This window comes from Desulfobacteraceae bacterium (assembly GCA_022340425.1).
Taxonomy (GTDB): domain Bacteria; phylum Desulfobacterota; class Desulfobacteria; order Desulfobacterales; family JAABRJ01; genus JAABRJ01.
In genome coordinates, this window is the sequence record JAJDNY010000204.1 from 1 (window position 1) to 16,375 (window position 16,375).

The window sequence follows — 16,375 nt, forward strand, 5'->3', positions numbered from 1 at the left end:
CCCGATTCGCCGGCCGCCCGGGCCGCGGGCCTGCTGACGGAGCTAAGCCGCAGCCTGCGCTACCTGGCAACCCTCGGGCTGCGCGGCTTCGATTGCGGCCCCGAAGCGCTCGGGGCCATGGCGGACTGGAACCGCAGCCGCCGCCTGCCGCAGCGCGAGACCCTGGCGCGCATTCGGGCCGACCTGGGCGACTGCCGGCGCTGTCCGCTGGCCGCCGGGCGCAACCGGATCGTGTTCGGCGAAGGCGATGAGGCCGCCCGGTTGGTGTTTGTCGGTGAAGCCCCGGGGTTTCACGAGGACCAGCAGGGGCGGCCCTTCGTGGGGACGGCCGGGCAGCTTTTGACGCGGATGATTACGGCCATGCAACTCTCCCGCGAGCAGGTTTACATCTGCAACATTCTCAAGTGCCGGCCGCCCGGCAACCGCAACCCGCTGCCGGAGGAGATTCAGGCCTGCGTGCCGTTTTTGAAGCGCCAGTTGGGCGCCATCCGGCCGGAGGCGATCGTCGCCCTGGGCAAGTTCGCCGCCCAGTTCCTGCTCGCCACCGAAGCCCCGATTTCCAGGCTGCGCGGACGCTTTCACGAATACCAGGGGATCAAAGTCATGCCGACCTTCCACCCGGCCTTTCTGCTCCACAACCCCGAGCGCAAACGCGACGTCTGGGAGGACCTGAAGCAGGTCATGACCCTGTTGGGGCTTTCGGCCGATGATTAAGGCCCCGGAAAAAATAATGCCACCGCTTGCTTGTCTTTTGGCCCGTCACCGGCGTTACAGCCGCCGGCACATATCCCGATATGCGCCGACGGATGTGCCTTGGTGACGAACCAAAATCCGGCGCCATATTGCGGCATTATTTTTTATCGTGACCTTTAACCACCGTCGAAACCCCTTGAGAAAGGATGCGATCATGCGATTCGGACCGCTGTGGCTGATCCTGGGGGCGGCCCTCCTGATGGCGCCCTTGCCGGCATCCGCCGCCGCCCCTGAAGTCTATCTGCTGAATGCCTCGGGGCCGGTCAATCCGGGGCTGGTGGAATTTCTGGCCGACGGCATCGAGAAGGCGGAACAAGAGGGCGCAGCGGCGGTGGTCATCGCCCTGGATACCCCCGGGGGTTTGGCCGACTCCATGCGCGAGATCGTCAAATCGATTCTCGCAAGCCCTGTTCCGGTGGTGGTTTTCGTCTCACCCGGGGGGGCGCGTGCGGCCTCCGCCGGGGTGATGATCACCATGGCGGCGGATGTCGCCGCCATGGCGCCGGGCACCAACATCGGCGCCGCTCACCCGGTGGGGCTGGGGGGCCAGGAGATCGGCGAGAGCATGGCCGATAAGGTCACCAACGATATGGCCGCCTACAGCAGCAGCATCGCCGCCAAGCGCGGGCGCAATGCCGAGTGGGTGGAAAAAGCGGTGCGCGAAAGCGTTTCGATCACCGCAAGCGAGGCCCTCCAAAAGAATGTGATCGACCTGGTGGCCGAGGACCTGGATGACCTGCTGCGGCAGCTGGAGGGGCGCGAAGTGCCCGGCAAGGGGCGCCTGAGCCTGGCCGGTGCGCGGGTCACCATCGTCCAGGAAACCTTGCGCACCAAAGTCCTGCGGACCATCAGCAACCCCAACATCGCTTACATCCTGTTGATGATCGGGATGGCGGGCCTGTTTTTCGAACTCTCGCACCCGGGGGCCATCTTTCCCGGCGTGGTTGGCGGGATTGCCATCATCCTGGCCTTTTTCGCCTTCCAGACGCTGCCGGTCAACGCCACCGGCATCCTGCTGATCATTCTGGCCGTCATTTTTTTTGTGCTGGAACTTTTCATCACCAGTTACGGCCTGCTGAGCATTGCGGGCATCGGCTCCCTGCTGCTGGGCTCCCTGATGCTGTTTGAAGGCGACAAAGTCGGGGTGCGGTTGTCCTGGGCGGTTCTCTTGCCCACCGTGGCCCTGGTTTCCGGGTTTTTCATCGCGGTCGTCGGGCTGGTGCTCAAGACCCACCTGTCCAAACCGCGCACGGGCGCCGTCGGGCTGGTGGGCGAAATCGGGGTGGTCAAGGTGGCCCTCCAGCCCCAAGGCAAGGTCTTCATTCACGGGGAGTTGTGGCACGCCCGGGCCCGGGCGCCGGTGGCGGTCGGTGCCAAGGTGCGGGTGCTGGCCGTTGAGGGGCTGCTGCTGGAGGTGGAACCCGAAGCGGCCTGAACCTGGGCTGCCAGACGCAAAGGCGGCCGGCGCTGCGAAACATTACGGACTTGAGAGAAGTCAAAATTTGAGGAGGTGGCTATGCTGCAGTTGCCCGTGATTCTGATTGTCGCCCTGGTGGTCATCTTTCTGTGGTCGGCCATCCGGGTTTTGAACGAATACGAGCGCGGGGTGATTTTCCGGCTGGGCCGGGTGATCAAGTCCAAAGGGCCCGGCCTGATCATCCTGATCCCGGTGATCGACAAGATGGTCAAGGTCAGCCTGCGGCTGGTGGTCTCCGACGTCGACCCCCAGGACGTGATCACCCGCGACAACGTTTCGGTCAAAGTCAACGCGGTGATCTATTTCCGGGTCATCGATCCCAACAAGGCGGTCTTGCAGGTGGAGGACTACCGCTACGCCATGTCCCAGCTGGCCCAGACGACCCTGCGCAGCGTCTGCGGCCAGGCGGAGCTGGACGATTTGCTCGCCGCCCGCGAAAAGATCAACAGCCAGCTGCAGGAGATCCTGGACATGCACACCGACCCCTGGGGCATCAAAGTCGCCACGGTGGAACTCAAGCACATCGACCTGCCCCAGGAGATGCAGCGCGCCATGGCCCGCCAGGCCGAGGCCGAGCGGGAGCGGCGCGCCAAGATCATCAACGCCGACGGTGAATACCAGGCCGCCGACAAACTGGCCGAGGCGGCCGATATCATGCAGCAACATCCCATTGCGCTGCAGCTGCGCTACCTGCAGACCATGCGCGAGATGTCCACCGAGCGCAACACCACGACCTTTTTCCCGTTCCCCATCGACGTCGTCAAACCGCTGATCGAGGTGATGCAAAAAGCGCTCAAGGGCGGTGGCTGACGGCGCCGGCTTGCGGAATTATTTGTTGCCGCGATAGCCAGCGGGTTGACATATTTAAAAAAGATCGGATATAGAAAACAGTTTCATGTCCACCCCGCGGCCCATGCGCCGGGTGCTGGCGCGGGGCCGCGTGAGGTGCTTCGAGATTTTTCGCCATCCGGTAGGCGGGGGTGCAGGCCTCCGCTTACGTATTTTGCGAGGTTCGGAAAGGAGTCGTGTGGAAATGGGTAAAACCAAAAAAGAAGCCAAGGAAAAGCCCCTGGACAAGATGACCGCCAAGGAACTGCGGGAAGTCGCGATGACCATCCCCGAAATCGTCGGGGTCCATGGCATGAACAAAAACGAGCTGGTCAGCGCGGTCAAAAAGGCGCGCGGGATTGCCGAAGAAACCGCCAAAACCACCAGTTCCGACATCCGTGAGATCAAACAGCAGATCAAAGTCTTCAAAGCCCAGCGCGCCCAGGCCCTTGAAAACGATGACGCCCGCAAGGCGGCCATCTACCGCCGCCGGATCAGCCGGCTGAAGAAGAAAACCCGGCGTGCCGCCTGATGCCGACACCCTCGGCGGTCCACAGGCCAACCGGCGGTTTCCGTTCCCCCCGCCGCGAAAGCGGCCGGTGATGGAACCTCCGGCAAGTCCCGCGCGCCGGCCCCCGTCGGCCGGAGCAGGCCTGGGCACCGGCATCGACCCGCGGCGCCTGGCCTTCGACATCGACGGCGTGATTGCGGACACCATGAGGCTTTTTTTGGATATCGCCCGGGAGGATTACCAGATTGCGGACCTCGCCTACGACGATATCACCTGCTACACCCTTGAAACGTGCTTGGGCATTGCACCGACGATCATCCGCGAAATCGTCGATCGCCTGCTGACCGGCGACTACCGCGCTCCCCTGCGACCGATGCCGGGCGTGCGAAGGGTTCTCAACCGCATCGGGCGCCGTTACGGCCCCCTGCGGCTGGTAACCGCCCGGCCTTCGGCGACGACCATCCACGAGTGGCTGCTGGCCGCATCGGGTTTGGCCCCCGGGGAGATCGAGGTGACCGCCACCGGCCATTACGCCGCCAAGGCCGAGGTGCTGCAGGCCAAGGGGGTCGCCTTTTTTGTGGAGGATCGACTGGACACCTGTTTTCTGCTGGAGGCGGCGGGGATCACCCCGATTCTCTTCCGCCAGCCCTGGAACCGGGAACCCCACCCGTTCATCGAGGTCGGCTCCTGGGATGAACTTGGGGGGCTGATCGCCTTTTGAGGCGCACCCGAACCCATCCGACGGTAAGATCATGGACCACCCGGGGCCTGAAAAATTGATCCAGGGGTTTCTGGACAGCCTGGCGGCCGAAAAAGGCTTCAGTCCCAACACCTGCCGGGCTTACCGGCACGACCTGGAGGAGTTTGCCGCCTATCTCGGGTGGGTGCCGGCCGGCGCGGCGGCACCGGGTGCCGCCGCCAAATCCGCTCCCGTCGGTTTCGATGCGGTGGACATGCTGACCATCCGAGGCTTTCTGGGGCAACTTTACCGGCGCAACCACAAAAGCACCATTGCCCGCAAGCTCTCGGCGCTGCGGACATTTTTCCGCTATCTGCTCAAACTGGGGCTGGTCGCCAGCAACCCGGCGGAAATGGTGGCCACCCCCAAGCAGGAAAAACATCTGCCGGCCTACCTGACGGTGGACGACATGTTCCGCCTGCTGGAGGCGATCACCGACGACAGCCTGGCGGGGCTGCGCAACCGGGCGATTTTTGAGACCCTCTATTCCTGCGGCTTGCGGGTCTCGGAACTCGCCGGGCTGGGCGCCGCCGACGTCGACCCCGGCCGGCGGATGGTGCGGGTCCTCGGCAAGGGCCGCAAGGAGCGCATCGTGCCCATCGGGCAGAAGGCCCTCGCGGCCATCGACGCCTATCGGCGGCGGCTCGAGAGTGAGGCGCCGGCGTCAGCCGCCGCCGACGGGGCGCTTTTTCTCAACAAATTCAATCGGCGGCTGGGCACGCGCTCCATCGCGCGCATTCTGGATCAGCTGGTGCGTCGCTGCGGGCTGCTGGTTCCGGTGTCGCCGCACGCCATCCGGCATTCTTTCGCCACCCACCTGCTGGATGCCGGCGCCGACCTGCGGGTGGTGCAGGAACTGCTGGGCCATCAGAGCCTTTCCACCACCCAGAAGTACACCCACGTGAGCATCGAACGCCTGATGGCGGCCTATGACCAGGCCCACCCCCGGCGGTAACCCCCTGCGGCGGCGACGGCCGCCGGTGGAGAAAGACAAACGGCATGAGTTTTCAGCACGACCGAGCCTGCCCTGGGCCCCGTTTTCACGGCACCACCATTCTGGCCGTCCGGCGTGACGGCAAAGTGGCGGTGGCCGGTGACGGCCAGGTGACCCTGGGCAACAACATCATCAAACATCAGGCCCGCAAGGTGCGGCGCATCTACGAAGACCGGATTGTCGTGGGCTTCGCCGGCGCCACCGCCGATGCCCTGACCCTCTTTGACAAGCTGGAGACCAAGCTCCAGCGCTTCAACGGCAATCTCACCCGGGCGGCGGTGGAAATGGCCCGCGAATGGCGCACCGACAAGTACCTGCGGCACCTGGAGGCCATCATGATCGCCGTCGATGCGGGCAATATGCTGGTGATTTCCGGCAACGGCGATGTCATCGAACCCGACGAGGGGGTGATGGGGATCGGCTCCGGCGGCGTCGCCGCCCAGGCCGCCGCCACCGCCCTGATGCGCCACAGCGATTTGGATGCCCGCGGGATCCTCGAAGCCGCCATGAAAATCGCGGCAGGTTTGTGCATCTACACCAACGACCGCATCACCATCGAAGAACTCTAGCCGGGGAGGCGGGTCCCACCGCAACCCGGCATGAAACGGCGGCACCATGAGCGACCTGAAACCCTCTGAAATCGTGAGTGAGCTTGACAAGTACATCATCGGCCAAGCCAACGCCAAGCGGGCGGTGGCGATTGCGTTGCGCAACCGCTGGCGGCGTCAAAAGGTGGACCCGGAGCTGCGCGACGAGATCGCTCCCAAAAACAACATCCTGATCGGTCCCACCGGGGTCGGCAAGACCGAGATCGCCCGGCGTCTGGCCAAGCTGGCCGACTCGCCCTTCATCAAGGTGGAGGCCTCCAAGTTCACCGAGGTGGGCTATGTCGGCCGGGATGTGGAGTCCATGATCCGGGACCTGCTGGAGTTGACCGTCAACATGCTCAAATCCCGTGCCCAGGAGGAGGTCAGGGGGCAGGCCGAGCGCATCGCCGAGGAACGTCTGCTGGATTTGCTGCTGCCCAAAGCCGGCGTGGACAAGTTCTCCAAGGGCGAGGAGGCCCGGGAGCCCTCCCTGGAGGTGGTCAGCGCCAATCCTGCCGAGCCCTCTTCCACCCGTGAAAAGCTGCGTGCCATGCTGCGCCGCGGCAAACTCGACGAGCGCTACGTGGATCTGGACGTCGCCGACAGGTCGATGCCGATGGTGGAGATTTTCTCCAACATGGGCATGGAGGAGATGGGGATCAATTTCAAAGACATGTTCAGCGGGCTGCTGCCCAAAACCTCCAAGCGGCGCAAGGTCACGGTGAGCGAGGCGCGCGCCCTGATCACCCAGGAGGAGGTGCAGGGCCTGGTGGACATGGAAAAGGTCGTCAAACAGGCGGTGGTCAAAGTGGAACAGTCGGGCATCGTTTTCCTGGATGAAATCGACAAGATCGCCGGCAAAGAGGGCGGGCACGGCCCGGACGTCTCCCGTGAAGGGGTGCAGCGCGACCTGCTGCCCATCGTCGAGGGCTCAACGGTGATCACCAAGTACGGCCCGGTGCGCACCGATCACATTCTCTTTATCGCCGCCGGCGCCTTTCACACCGTCAAACCCTCCGATCTGATCCCCGAGCTGCAGGGGCGCTTTCCGATCCGGGTGGAGCTCACCTCCCTGGGCCAAAAGGATTTCGAGCGCATTCTGACCGAGCCGCGCAACGCCCTGCTGCTGCAGTACATCGCCCTCTTGCGCACCGAGGGCCTGCAGGTGGTCTTCGAAGACGATGCGGTCGCCGAGATCGCCCGGATCGCCGAGGAGGTCAACAACCGGACCGAAAACATCGGCGCCCGGCGGCTGCACACCATGATGGAGCGGCTGCTGGAGGACATTCTCTTCGAGGCCCCCGAGATGGCCGGTCAGCGGGTGGTCATCGACGGCGCCTATGTGCGCGGAAAACTGACGGAGATCGTCCAGGACGAGGATCTCAGCCGCTACATCCTGTAGCCGCCCATGACCACGTGGAGAACCTGACCATGAACCCCAGTGTCGCCGACATTCTGATCGAAGCGCTGCCCTATATCCGGCGGTTTTCCGGAATGACCATCGTGATCAAATACGGCGGGCACGCCATGGTGGACGAGGACCTCAAGGAGGCCTTCGCGCGCGACATCACCCTGATGAAGTTTATCGGGCTCAACCCGGTGGTGGTCCACGGCGGCGGGCCCCAGATCAATTCGGTGCTGGACCGGATGGGCATCCGGCCCCGATTCGTGCGGGGGATGCGCCTGACCGACGCCCCCACCATGGACGTGGTCGAGATGGTTCTGGGCGGCAAGGTCAACAAGGCCATCGTGGCCCAGGTCAACCGCCAGGGCGGCCGCGCGGTGGGGCTGAGCGGCAAGGACGGCGGGTTGATCATGGCCAGGAAGCTTCAGATTCTCCATCAGGAGGACGACTCCAAACCACCGGAGATCATCGACCCGGGGCTGGTCGGGGAGGTCACCCGGATCAACCCGGAGATCATTCAAACCCTGACCGGCCAGGGTTTCATCCCCATCATCGCGCCGGTCGGGGCGGGCGAGAATGGGGAAACCTTCAACATCAACGCCGACCTGGTGGCCGGCCGGATCGCCGGGGCGCTCTCCGCCGGCCGCTTGATGCTGCTGACCGACGTCGACGGGGTCATGGACGCCGCCGGCCGCCTGATCTCCTCCATCGATTCCCAAACGATCCGCCGGATGGTGCAAAACGGCGAGATCTCCGGCGGCATGATCCCCAAGATCGAATACGGCCTCAAGGCGCTCTCGGATGGGGTGCAAAAGGTGCAGATCATCAACGGCGCCAAACGCCACGCCCTGCTGCTGGAGCTGTTCACCGACCAGGGGATCGGAACGGAGGTGACCCTGTGAACCCGGCTGAAAACCCCACCATCGCCGCCGCCGACGGCGCCATCTGCGCCACCTACAAGCGCTTTCCGATCGTTCTGGTGGAAGGCCGTGGCGCCAGCCTGTGGGACAGCGACGGCCGGCGCTATACCGATTTCGTCGCCGGGATCGCCGTCTGCAACCTGGGTCACGCGCACCCGGCGGTGGCCGAGGCGCTCTGCCGCCAGGCAAAGCTTCTGCTGCACGTCTCCAACCTCTACTACACCGTTCCCCAGACCGAGCTGGCCGCCTGGCTGACCGCCCACAGCTTCGCCGAGCGCGTCTTTTTCTGCAACAGCGGCGCCGAAGCCAACGAGGCCGCCCTGAAGCTGGTGCGCAAGTATTTCAACGACCGCGGCGCGGCCGGCCGGCGGCGGGTGGTGGCCATGGAGCGCTCCTTCCACGGGCGGACCATGGCGACCCTCTCGGCCACCGGCCAGGAAAAGGTGCGCCAGGGCTTCGAGCCCGTCCTGGGGGGATTCGAGTTCGTGCCCTTCAATGATATCGATGCCCTGGCCCAGGTGGTGGATCAGGACACCGCGGCGGTGGTCCTGGAGCCGGTGCAAGGGGAGGGCGGTGTGCGGCCGCCGGCGCCCGGCTACCTTCAGGCGGTGCGCGCGCTCTGCGACGATGCCGGCGCCCTGCTGGTGTTCGACGAGATTCAGACCGGGATCGGCCGCACCGGAAAACTCTTCGCCCACGAGCATTTCGGTGTTCAGCCCGACATCATGACCCTGGCCAAGGCCCTGGCCAACGGGCTGCCCATGGGGGCCATGCTGGCCACCGAAAAGATCGCCGCGGCCTTCGGGTTCGGCAGCCACGCCTCCACCTTTGGCGGCACCCCGATCGTGGCGGCGGCCGCCCTGGAGGTGGTCAGGGCCCTGGACGGCGGTCTGATCGACCAGGCCGCGGCCACCGGGGCTTATTTCAAGGAGCAGCTCCTGGGCCTGCAGTCGCGCCACCCATCGGTGCGGGAGGTTCGCGGCCTGGGGCTGCTTCTGGGAATGGAGATCGACGGCGACGGTGATGCCATCGTGCGGGCCTGCATGCAGCAGGGCTTCCTGATCAACTGCATTCAGGGCGATATCCTGCGCTTCGTGCCGCCGCTGATCATCTCGCGCGAGGAAATCGACGGCCTGGTGGCCTGTCTGGACGCGCTGCTCTGACCCGCGGCGCCTTGGAGACGCAGTGCCATGCGGTGCTTTTTTAGAAAGGAACTTTGACGGGCACCCCGGGGATAGGCCTGGATTTACAGCTCCCAGTGTTCTGTGTTCATTTTCTTTTGCGGACAAGAAAACGAACCAAAAGAAGCCGCCCGCGTCCCGGGGCCCTTCGGGCTGCCCTGCGCTTCTCGCAGCCGGCGGGCCCTGTGGAACTCGCTTGCACTCAGACAGCCACAGGGCCTTTATCGCCGGCTGCTGCGATGCTCGGCCCGGGGCGACGGGACATAAACCCCCGGCGGCATCAGGCGATGTAAAACCGGCTGTCGTCTTCGAAAAACGCCACACCGACGGGGATTAGGGGGTTAAGTTTATTTAAAAGGCCAAGTTGCGGCGCGCAAATCTCGTGGAGTGAGGCCTATTTATTTACGCCGCAGCGACTTCGAGATGCGGCGCAACGCGGAAATTGGGTTTTTTGCGGAACCGTCAATTTTGAAACCAAGGAGAAAACCGTGCCTGCCAGTGTCAAAAAAGTGGTCTTGGCCTATTCCGGTGGTCTGGACACCTCGGTGATTTTGAAATGGCTGATGGAAACCTACGGTTGTGAGGTGATCGCCTTTTCGGCCGATATCGGCCAGCGCGACGACATGGCCCTGGTGAAGGCCAACGCCCTGCGCACCGGGGCCGCCAAGGTCTACATCGACGATCTCAAAGAGGATTTCGTGCGCGATTACGTTTTTCCGGTATTCCGGGCCAACGCCATCTACGAGGGGCAGTATCTTTTAGGTACCTCCATCGCGCGGCCGCTGATCGCCAAGCGCCAGGTGGAAATCGCCGGCTTGGAAGGGGCCGACGCCGTCAGCCACGGGGCCACCGGCAAGGGCAACGACCAGGTGCGCTTCGAACTCGCCTACCTGGCGCTCAACCCCCAGATTCAGATCATCGCCCCCTGGCGGGAATGGGACCTGGGTTCGCGCACCGCCCTGATGGCCTTCGCCGCCAAACACGACATTCCAGTGCCCACCACGCGCGCCAAACCTTACAGCATGGACGGCAACCTGCTGCACATCAGCTACGAGGGCGGCATCCTGGAAGACCCCTGGAACGCCCCGCCGGCGGAGATGTTCACCTTCACGGTCTCCCCCCAGGAGGCGCCCGACACCCCCGAAGAAATCGAGATCTCCTTCGCCCACGGGGACCCGGTGGCCATCGACGGCCGGGAGTACTCACCGGCCGCGATGCTGGCCGAACTCAACCGCCTGGGCGGCCGCAACGGCGTTGGCCGGGTGGATCTGGTGGAAAACCGCTTCGTGGGCATGAAATCCCGCGGGGTGTACGAAACCCCCGGCGGCACGATCCTGCGGGCGGCCCACATGGCCCTGGAGTCCATCACCCTGGACCGCGAGGTGCTGCATCTGCGGGATTCGCTGGTGCCCAAATACGCAGAGCTGATCTACAACGGCTTCTGGTTCGCGCCGGAGCGCGAACTGCTGCAGACCATGATCAACGAGGCCCAGCGCAACGTCAGCGGCAGCGTCCGTTTGGCGCTCTACAAGGGCAACTGCACGATCCTCGGGCGCAAGTCCGACAAATCCCTCTACCGGGTGGATTTCGCGACCTTCGAGGACGACGACGTATACAGTCAGAAGGATGCCGAGGGGTTTATCCGGCTAAACGCGCTGCGCCTGAGAATCCGCAAGCTGATGGCCGGCTGAGGCAACCGCGCCTAACGGGCGGCGGCCGTCTTCGTTCCGGGATTGTCTCCGGGGCGGCCGGCGCCCCGACCCGCATCGCCCGGCAAGGAGGGGTATGTCCGAGAAACCCTGGGAAGGCCGATTCACCGAGAAGACCGACCGGCTGGTGGAGAGCTTCACCGCGTCCATCGATGTCGATCGCCAGCTGTATGCCGATGACATCGATGGCAGCGTGGCCCACTGCCGCATGCTGGCGCGGGCCGGGATCATCACCGCCGAGGAGGCCGCGCAGCTGGTGGAGGGGCTGGGGCGCATCCGGCGCGAGATCGAGCGCGGCAACTTCCGCTACGACGACAGCCTGGAAGATATCCACATGCACATCGAGGCGCGCCTGGTGCAGGAGGTGGGCACCGTCGCCCAGAAACTCCACACCGCCCGCAGCCGCAACGACCAGGTGGTTTTGGATGCGCGCTTGTACCTGCGCCGCGAGGTCCGCGAAATCGCCGCCCACCTGGCCGAACTGCGACGGGTCTTGACCGACCTGGCCGAGGCCCACCTGGACGTCATTCTGCCCGGCTACACCCACCTGCAGCGGGCCCAGCCGGTGCTGCTGGCCCATCACTGGCTGGCCTACTGCGAGATGTTCACCCGCGACAGCGACCGGCTGGCGGAGGCCTACGCGCGGATCAACGTCCTGCCGCTTGGGGCTGCGGCCCTGGCCGGCACCACCTACCCCATCGACCGGGCCTATACGGCGGAGCTTTTGGGGTTTGCGGCGGTTTCGGCCAACAGCCTGGACACCGTCGGGGACCGCGATTTCATGCTGGAGTTTCTCGCCGCGGCCAGCATCTGCATGATGCACCTCAGCCGGCTCTCCGAGGAGCTGGTGCTCTGGTCTTCGGCGGAGTTCGGGTTCATCGGCCTGCCCGACGCCTTTGCCACCGGCAGCAGCATCATGCCGCAAAAGAAAAACCCCGACGTGCCAGAGCTGGTGCGCGGCAAGACCGGCAGGGTCTACGGCGCCCTGGTGGCGCTCTTGACCACGATGAAGGGCCTGCCCTTGGCCTACAACCGCGATATGCAGGAGGACAAGGGGCCGCTGTTTGACGCGGTCACGACCCTCAAGGGCTGCCTGGGGATCTACATCCGGATGCTGCCCAAGCTGGCGATCAATGCCGAGGCCATGGGGCAAGCCGCAGCGACGGGCTTTTTGAACGCTACCGACCTGGCCGACTACCTGGTCACCCGGGGGCTGCCCTTTCGCAAGGCCCACGGCTGCGCCGGCCAGGCCGTGGGCTACGCCGTTTCGGTCAAGAAGGAGCTGCACGAACTGAGCCTCGCGGAGCTGCAGCGCTTTTCGCCCCTGATCAAAGCCGATATCTTCGAGGCCCTGGCCACGCGCCAGATGGTGGACCGCAGGCGCTCGCTGGGGGGCACCGCCACGGAAAACGTCAAGGCCGCCCTGGCGGTTGCCCGGCAGCAACTGGAGGAGGACCGCCGCCGCTGGACCCCGGCGTCTTGAGCCCAAGCGGCCCAAGGGCCCATCGACGGACCCGGCGCCGGCCTTTATGCTCGGACCTGTTTTACCCGACCCTGAGGTGCAAACCGAAATGCGGCCGATTTTTCCCCTCCTGCGAATCCTGCTCCTGCTGACGACCGCAATCCCCGGTCTGCTGGCCTTGGGCTGTGGCGTCAAAGGCCCGCCCATGCCCCCGCAGATGGTGCCGCCGCCGCCCGTGACGGACCTCCAGGGCCGGGTCGTGGAGGACCGGGCGGTCCTCACCTGGACGGTTCCGGGGCGTGCTTCGCGGCGGGAGATGGAAATGACCGGGTTTCGGGTCTACCGCGCGCGCACCCCCCTTTCCGAAAGCGCATGCGAGAACTGCCCGCTAAGCTTCGAGCAGGCGGCCGAGCTGAACCCCGGGCCTCAGCCCGAGTCCCAGATGCGCTTCAGCGAGGTGCTGCAGCCGGGCTACCGCTACACCTACAAGGTGGTCGGATACGGTGCCGGGGACAACCGCTTCGAGGATTCCAACCTGGTGGCGCTGGAATTTCCCTGAGAGGGCCCCTTTTGGGGGGTCGGATTGTGAGGTGCGCTTGTGGCTTCGGCAGAGGGCGGCGTGACCGGGATTCCCTTCTACAAGATGAGCGGCAGCGGCAACGATTTCATCGTTATCGACAACCGCGGCGCGCGGGTGCCCGAGCAGCGGCTGGCCGCCTTCGTGCGCGGGGTCTGCCGGCGCAAGCTTTCCGTTGGCGCCGACGGCCTGATCCTGGTGGAGGCCGCCCAGGGGGCGGATTTCCGCTGGCGTTTTTTCAACTCGGATGCCAGCCCCGCCGAAATGTGCGGCAACGGGGCGCGCTGCGTGGCCCGCTTTGCCTATCTCAACGGCATCGCCGGGGAGCGGATGACCTTTCTGACCGCAGCCGGCCCGGTGACGGCCGAAGTGACGGGCAACCGGGTCAAGGTCAAGATGCCCGACCCGGTCGGGCTTCGGCTTTCCTACCCGATCACGCTCGCCCGGGGGGCGGTGACCATCAGCAGCGTCAACACCGGCGTCCCCCACGTGGTCGTTCCCTGCGCGGACCTCGATGGGCTGGATGTGGTCGCTCTGGGGCGCGAAATCCGCTACCATCAGCAATTCGCACCGGCAGGCACCAATGTCAATCTGGTGTGTCCGCGGCCCGATGGCGCGATTGCCATCCGCACCTACGAACGCGGGGTTGAGGATGAGACCCTGGCCTGCGGCACGGGCGCCATCGCCGCCGCCCTGGTGACGGCCGCGCTCGAGGACCGCAGGTCCCCCATCGGGGTGGTGACCCGCGGGGGGGAGATCTTGACGATTTTCTTCCAGCGCCAAGAACAATGCTACCGCAGCGTCTTCATGGAGGGCGGCGCCCGGCTGATCTACCGGGGAGAGCTCTGCCCAGAGGCCTGGAGCTGACCGCATGCCCACCCACCACGCCGTTGTGTCCATCGGCTCCAATCTGGGGGATAAACTGGCCCACCTGCGCTGCGGGTTGTCGCTCCTGGAATCCTCCGGGGCCGCGCGGATCATCGCCAGTTCCCGCTTTTTCCGGACCCGGCCGGTGGACTTCCTCGATCAGGACTGGTTTGTCAACGCCGCGGTGCTCCTGGAGACCCCGTTGGCGCCGCGGCCGCTTTTGGCCGCGCTGAAGGCCGTCGAGCGGCAGGTGGGCAGAGCCCAGGAAGCAGTTCGGTTCGGTCCGCGCGTGCTGGACATGGACATCGTGCTCTACGAAGCGCTGGTGCTGGAGAGTGCGGACCTGACCATCCCGCATCCCCGCATGCACAAAAGACGTTTTGTGCTGATGCCCATCTGTGATATAGATCCGGACATTGTGCACCCCGTGCTCCGCAAAAGCATGGCGGTGCTGTTGAGCGAAATTCGAGACCCGGCCCAGGAGGTGGAACCGATAGCGTGCGGCTGATTATTCTCATACTGCTGGTTTACCTGGGCTATCGCGCACTGAAGTCCTGGGTCCGCCAGAGCTTGACCGGCGGTCCGGGCAGTGGCCAGGGCAGCGCCCGCGAGATCGACGATGTGATGATCAAATGTCCGGCCTGCGAGATCTATTTCCCCCGCAGAGAGGGTGTCCAGCACACCGTCGGGGGCCGGGATCTCAGCTTTTGCAGCCCCGAATGCCGGGACCACTACCTGGATCAGCACGAGAACTGACAGTTCCGTAAAAAACCCAATTTCCGCGTTGCGCTGCATCTCGAAGTCGCTGCGGCGTAAATAAGTACGCCTCACTTCTCGAGATTTGCGCGCCGTAACTTGGGCTTTTTACGAAACTGTCTGATTTTTTACTTTTTACCGGTCCATCAGAACTGACTGCGATCCATGAGGAGGCTCATCTAGATGAAGTTTTTTATCGACACCGCCAACATAGCGGAAATCCAGGAAGCGCACCGGATGGGGATGGTGGACGGGGTCACCACCAACCCCTCGCTGATCGCCAAGGAGGGCCGCGATTTCGAAACCATCATCGGCGAGATCTGCAGCATCGTTGACGGCCCGATCAGCGCCGAGGTCATCAGCTGCGACACCGCCGGCATGCTCCAGGAGGCCCGGAGGCTGGCCAAAATCCACGCCAACGTCGTGGTCAAGATCCCCATGACGGTGGACGGCCTCAAAGCCGCCCGCACCCTTGCCGAGGAGGAGATCAAGACCAACGTCACCCTGGTCTTTTCACCGCTGCAGGCGTTGATGGCGGCCAAGGCCGGGGCCGCCTACGTCAGCCCCTTCGTGGGGCGTCTGGACGATCTTTCCCACGACGGGCTTCAGCTGGTGGAGCAGATCGTTCAAATCTACGACAACTACGCCTTTGAAACCGAGGTTATCGTGGCCAGCGTGCGCAATCCGCTGCATGTTCTGGAATCCGCCATGATCGGGGCGGACATCGCCACCATTCCCTTCAACGTGCTGGCCAAGATGGCCGGGCACCCCCTGACGGACAAGGGCCTGAAGTGCTTCCTGGACGATTGGAACAAGACGCAGGGGTGATCCGGTGACCTCAAAGGTGTCCACCAGCGGCCGGGGGATGCGCGAGCGCCTGATGCACCCCAACAGCCTGACCCTCTTCCGGATCCTGGCCTCGCCGGCGGTCGTGCTGCTGATGCTGGCGCCGGTCAGGCTGAGCGCCTTCATGGCCGCCATGGTCTTCAGCGCCGCCGCGATCACCGACTATCTGGACGGCTACTTGGCCCGCAGCCGCGGTCTGGTGACCACCTTCGGCAAGGTGATGGACCCCATGGCCGACAAGCTGCTGGTCTCTACGGCGTTCATCATGCTGACGGCCCAGGGGTGGACTCCGGCCTGGATCGTCTGCGTCATCGTGGCGCGTGAGATCGCCGTCACCGCGCTGCGGGGCATCATGGCCGAACACGGCAAGGACGTTTCGGCCTCCGGGCTGGGCAAGTACAAGACCGGCTTTCAGATCGCGGCGATCATACCGCTGTTGATGCACTACCCGTATTTCGGCATCGACATGCAGGCCATCGGGGCCTTTTTTCTCTGGGGGGCGTTGATCTTCACGGTCTGGTCGGGGATCGACTATTTCATCCGCTTCCGCCAGCTGCTGGAAACCTGATTTCAAGTTTTATGTTGACAAAAGGGGCCTGAATAGGTAAACACGAGTCCCGTTGAGCGGGAATAACTCAGTGGTAGAGTGCGACCTTGCCAAGGTCGAAGTCGCGGGTTCAAATCCCGTTTCCCGCTCCATTTTTTTTGGCGGCATAGCCAAGTGGTAAGGCAGAGGTCTGCAAAACCTCCATTCACCAGTTCG

The 16,375-nt window shown here is 64.3% G+C and carries 18 protein-coding genes and 1 tRNA gene; all 19 read left to right on the plus strand.

Annotated features, from left to right (window positions below):
* Positions 1 to 63: 63 nt before the first annotated feature.
* The 19 genes from LJE63_17620 (at position 64) to LJE63_17710 (ending at position 16,311) form a co-directional block, all read left to right on the plus strand.
* The gene (locus tag LJE63_17620; protein ID MCG6908426.1) at positions 64 to 714 is read left to right on the plus strand and encodes a uracil-DNA glycosylase; all 651 of its coding nucleotides are present in this window, start codon (positions 64 to 66) and stop codon (positions 712 to 714) included.
* Positions 715 to 907: 193 nt separating this feature from the next.
* Positions 908 to 2,188 (plus strand): nodulation protein NfeD, encoded by a 1,281-nt coding sequence (locus LJE63_17625; GenBank protein MCG6908427.1) that lies wholly within the window; start codon positions 908 to 910, stop codon positions 2,186 to 2,188.
* 81 nt (positions 2,189 to 2,269) lie between these two features.
* Positions 2,270 to 3,040 carry a slipin family protein gene (locus LJE63_17630; protein ID MCG6908428.1) on the plus strand — a complete coding sequence of 257 codons (771 nt, stop codon included), beginning with the start codon at positions 2,270 to 2,272 and terminating at the stop codon, positions 3,038 to 3,040.
* A 223-nt stretch (positions 3,041 to 3,263) separates the two neighbouring features.
* Entirely contained in the window at positions 3,264 to 3,590 is a 327-nt protein-coding gene (locus tag LJE63_17635; GenBank protein ID MCG6908429.1) for a transcription termination factor Rho, read from the plus strand.
* 70 nt (positions 3,591 to 3,660) lie between these two features.
* A complete protein-coding gene (locus tag LJE63_17640) occupies positions 3,661 to 4,290 on the plus strand; it encodes a haloacid dehalogenase (protein ID MCG6908430.1) in 630 nt (209 codons plus the stop codon).
* A gap of 31 nt (positions 4,291 to 4,321) precedes the next feature.
* Positions 4,322 to 5,263, plus strand: a complete 942-nt coding sequence (locus LJE63_17645; GenBank protein MCG6908431.1) for a tyrosine recombinase XerC — start codon at positions 4,322 to 4,324, stop codon at positions 5,261 to 5,263.
* 44 nt (positions 5,264 to 5,307) lie between these two features.
* On the plus strand, positions 5,308 to 5,871 hold the full coding sequence (gene hslV, locus LJE63_17650; protein ID MCG6908432.1) for an ATP-dependent protease subunit HslV: 564 nt from the start codon (positions 5,308 to 5,310) through the stop codon (positions 5,869 to 5,871).
* Positions 5,872 to 5,917: 46 nt separating this feature from the next.
* Positions 5,918 to 7,291, plus strand: a complete 1,374-nt coding sequence (gene hslU / locus LJE63_17655) for an ATP-dependent protease ATPase subunit HslU (GenBank protein MCG6908433.1) — start codon at positions 5,918 to 5,920, stop codon at positions 7,289 to 7,291.
* Between the two features lie 29 nt (positions 7,292 to 7,320).
* On the plus strand, positions 7,321 to 8,196 hold the full coding sequence (gene argB, locus LJE63_17660) for an acetylglutamate kinase (GenBank protein MCG6908434.1): 876 nt from the start codon (positions 7,321 to 7,323) through the stop codon (positions 8,194 to 8,196).
* Positions 8,193 to 9,377 carry an acetylornithine transaminase gene (locus LJE63_17665; protein ID MCG6908435.1) on the plus strand — a complete coding sequence of 395 codons (1,185 nt, stop codon included), beginning with the start codon at positions 8,193 to 8,195 and terminating at the stop codon, positions 9,375 to 9,377. Before argB ends, LJE63_17665 begins: the two co-directional genes overlap by 4 nt.
* Before the next feature lie 506 nt (positions 9,378 to 9,883).
* A complete protein-coding gene (locus LJE63_17670) occupies positions 9,884 to 11,086 on the plus strand; it encodes an argininosuccinate synthase (GenBank protein ID MCG6908436.1) in 1,203 nt (400 codons plus the stop codon).
* Between the two features lie 94 nt (positions 11,087 to 11,180).
* The gene (gene argH / locus LJE63_17675) at positions 11,181 to 12,587 is read left to right on the plus strand and encodes an argininosuccinate lyase (protein MCG6908437.1); all 1,407 of its coding nucleotides are present in this window, start codon (positions 11,181 to 11,183) and stop codon (positions 12,585 to 12,587) included.
* Positions 12,588 to 12,675: 88 nt separating this feature from the next.
* Positions 12,676 to 13,125 carry a hypothetical protein gene (locus LJE63_17680; protein MCG6908438.1) on the plus strand — a complete coding sequence of 150 codons (450 nt, stop codon included), beginning with the start codon at positions 12,676 to 12,678 and terminating at the stop codon, positions 13,123 to 13,125.
* A 39-nt stretch (positions 13,126 to 13,164) separates the two neighbouring features.
* Positions 13,165 to 14,010, plus strand: coding sequence for a diaminopimelate epimerase (gene dapF / locus LJE63_17685; protein MCG6908439.1), 846 nt, complete (start codon positions 13,165 to 13,167; stop codon positions 14,008 to 14,010).
* Positions 14,011 to 14,014: 4 nt separating this feature from the next.
* The gene (folK, locus tag LJE63_17690) at positions 14,015 to 14,518 is read left to right on the plus strand and encodes a 2-amino-4-hydroxy-6-hydroxymethyldihydropteridine diphosphokinase (protein ID MCG6908440.1); all 504 of its coding nucleotides are present in this window, start codon (positions 14,015 to 14,017) and stop codon (positions 14,516 to 14,518) included.
* Complete coding sequence (locus tag LJE63_17695) at positions 14,509 to 14,766, plus strand: hypothetical protein (protein MCG6908441.1); 258 nt, start codon at positions 14,509 to 14,511, stop codon at positions 14,764 to 14,766. Before folK ends, LJE63_17695 begins: the two co-directional genes overlap by 10 nt.
* 183 nt (positions 14,767 to 14,949) lie before the next feature.
* Positions 14,950 to 15,594: a fructose-6-phosphate aldolase gene (gene fsa, locus LJE63_17700; GenBank protein ID MCG6908442.1), complete on the plus strand. Its 645-nt coding sequence runs from the start codon at positions 14,950 to 14,952 to the stop codon at positions 15,592 to 15,594.
* 4 nt (positions 15,595 to 15,598) lie between these two features.
* Entirely contained in the window at positions 15,599 to 16,180 is a 582-nt protein-coding gene (gene pgsA, locus LJE63_17705; protein ID MCG6908443.1) for a CDP-diacylglycerol--glycerol-3-phosphate 3-phosphatidyltransferase, read from the plus strand.
* Positions 16,181 to 16,236: 56 nt separating this feature from the next.
* Positions 16,237 to 16,311 (plus strand) — tRNA-Gly (locus tag LJE63_17710).
* Positions 16,312 to 16,375 lie beyond the last annotated feature (64 nt).